Here is a 1,705-nt window from a genome sequence, read left to right on the forward strand (position 1 = left end):
GAGAGCGTCGAAGCGTTGGACATCTAGGGGTGGAACACCCCGAAGTAACGCTCAGGGAGACGAAAGGTTACTTTCGTCGTGGAACTGAGAAGCTCCCACTTCAAGCTTTGCTAAGTGGCGAGTAGTTCACGTAGACACTAAACAATAATTTACTTTCTCTACCTCTAGTTATATATAAAATCGCGTCTTATTTAAACATATATTTTTATGCAATTTCGCATATACAAATATAGGGAATCGAATAACCTTCCATTTATTGTATTAATTAATGACCGTTGTCTTTAGATGATTGAAATTATGATGTTTTAAAGAATTCAGACGTAAAATTCATGCAAAAAAGAGCACCGCTATCTGTAGACGGTAAACGTAAAGCAACTCCAAAATATATAATAAAAGTTGACTTTGGTTTGAATCCTGAGATAAGAAACAGACTTAATGGATTATATATGACTATTTTCTTTTTGGGAGGAGCCTTTGGTTCATGGATTGGAAGTTATACTTACTATAAATTTAATAGTGAAGTAACTTTGCTCATACATAGCAAAAAGTGATCAAACTTTATTTTAAGCCTACATTAAAATGACTCAAAAACTCTTAGCGTGGGGTTTTTCCGAAATGCTGGCGATACCCCACAAATGGATCGAGTTTGATATAATAGAAGGAAAAGAACAAATGGAACAGATACGAAAATCTCTGGAAAACATAGAGAAACAAAGCCTAACTAAAAAAGTGAAACCTCTTCGACTGTTTCTAAAGGAAATCGCGATTGGAAATATCCCTCTAAAATGAAATGAAATTGTTACCTGTTAAAATACAAATTAAGTATTACAGCAACTATTTGGAATCTAATTGTAATTCAGCTTTGTCGTTTGTCAGTGTATTATCAGAATTACAATTTCCAGAGTAGATAGCTCTTGCTTCATCACACGAATCAGATTTTTCACATCCTATAAGCATTCCTAATGTTATAAACGATAATAAAATCTTTTTCATTATAATACACGCTCCATACTATTTAGAATGTTATGATGTTCTTAGACTAAGTAAAGTTTATAACATATATTCCCATAACAAAAAACATATGTATTGAATTAAAAAAACTGAGGAAGGTCAATTTTTGACCAATTTATATAATAGACTTCACCATACATGCCCGTCAACTTAAGAAGTGGGTTGTTCCCCAAACCGAAAAAAATGAGTTAAACGCTAGTCGTAAAGAAGTCATTTTTTCGCTATGGGGAAACTTAAAATCTTAGCTTGATAGCAATGTGGTATTCTTTCTATTTTATGGTAGTAAAAAAGGTTCTGGTGCGAAAATGTTAGTTAGAAACATAGAGTAGCAATTCCTTCTTCATTTCTATCTTATGAAGCTAAGCCAAATAATTTATGAATAAATCACTTCTGGTTTTGGGCAGACTTATCCGGTAAAACAAGTTGCCCTTTTTTCATCATATGCATGGCTTCAACACCACTCAATATAGAGATTGCTGTTTTAAACGACTTTAATCCTAACATAGAACGAACTCGCCTTTTAATAAACCGGTGGTCTTCTTCCACTATATTATTGAGATATTTAACTTGCATTAGTTGTATGCCTTCAGGCATATATTTCTCTTCTCTTAACTCTTGAATTGCTACAGGATAGGCAGGGTTCTTATCTACTGTTATCACGCGAGGTTTAGAAACATACGAAAAAGCCAAGGCT

3 protein-coding genes and 1 pseudogene are annotated in these 1,705 nt (G+C 33.5%); 2 read left to right on the forward strand and 2 right to left on the reverse strand.

What is annotated here, in order from left to right:
* Window positions 1-392 precede the first annotated feature (392 nt).
* Both BAQ49_RS32480 and BAQ49_RS33080 read left to right on the forward strand, forming a co-directional pair.
* Window positions 393-551 (forward strand): annotated as a pseudogene (locus BAQ49_RS32480) (MFS transporter); the annotation flags it as partial.
* 28 nt (window positions 552-579) lie between these two features.
* Window positions 580-789 carry a hypothetical protein gene (locus BAQ49_RS33080; protein ID WP_165616067.1) on the forward strand — a complete coding sequence of 70 codons (210 nt, stop codon included), beginning with the start codon at window positions 580-582 and terminating at the stop codon, window positions 787-789.
* 45 nt (window positions 790-834) lie between these two features.
* Here BAQ49_RS33080 and BAQ49_RS33085 read toward each other — a convergent pair whose 3' ends face one another.
* Together BAQ49_RS33085 and BAQ49_RS19315 are read right to left on the reverse strand one after the other, a co-directional pair.
* Window positions 835-993 (reverse strand): hypothetical protein, encoded by a 159-nt coding sequence (locus tag BAQ49_RS33085; protein WP_000722376.1) that lies wholly within the window; start codon window positions 991-993, stop codon window positions 835-837.
* Window positions 994-1,395: 402 nt separating this feature from the next.
* The coding region (locus BAQ49_RS19315; RefSeq protein WP_116733486.1) for a DDE-type integrase/transposase/recombinase at window positions 1,396-1,705 on the reverse strand (310 nt) is incomplete at its 5' end.

Source organism: Bacillus proteolyticus (assembly GCF_001884065.1).
Taxonomy (GTDB): domain Bacteria; phylum Bacillota; class Bacilli; order Bacillales; family Bacillaceae_G; genus Bacillus_A; species Bacillus_A proteolyticus.

Excerpts from the sequence above, each read along its gene's own strand:
- BAQ49_RS33080 (WP_165616067.1), top strand. The coding sequence starts at position 580 with ATGACTCAAAAACTCTTAGCGTGGGGTTTTTCCGAAATGCTGGCGATA.
- BAQ49_RS33085 (WP_000722376.1), bottom strand. The coding sequence starts at position 993 with ATGAAAAAGATTTTATTATCGTTTATAACATTAGGAATGCTTATAGGA.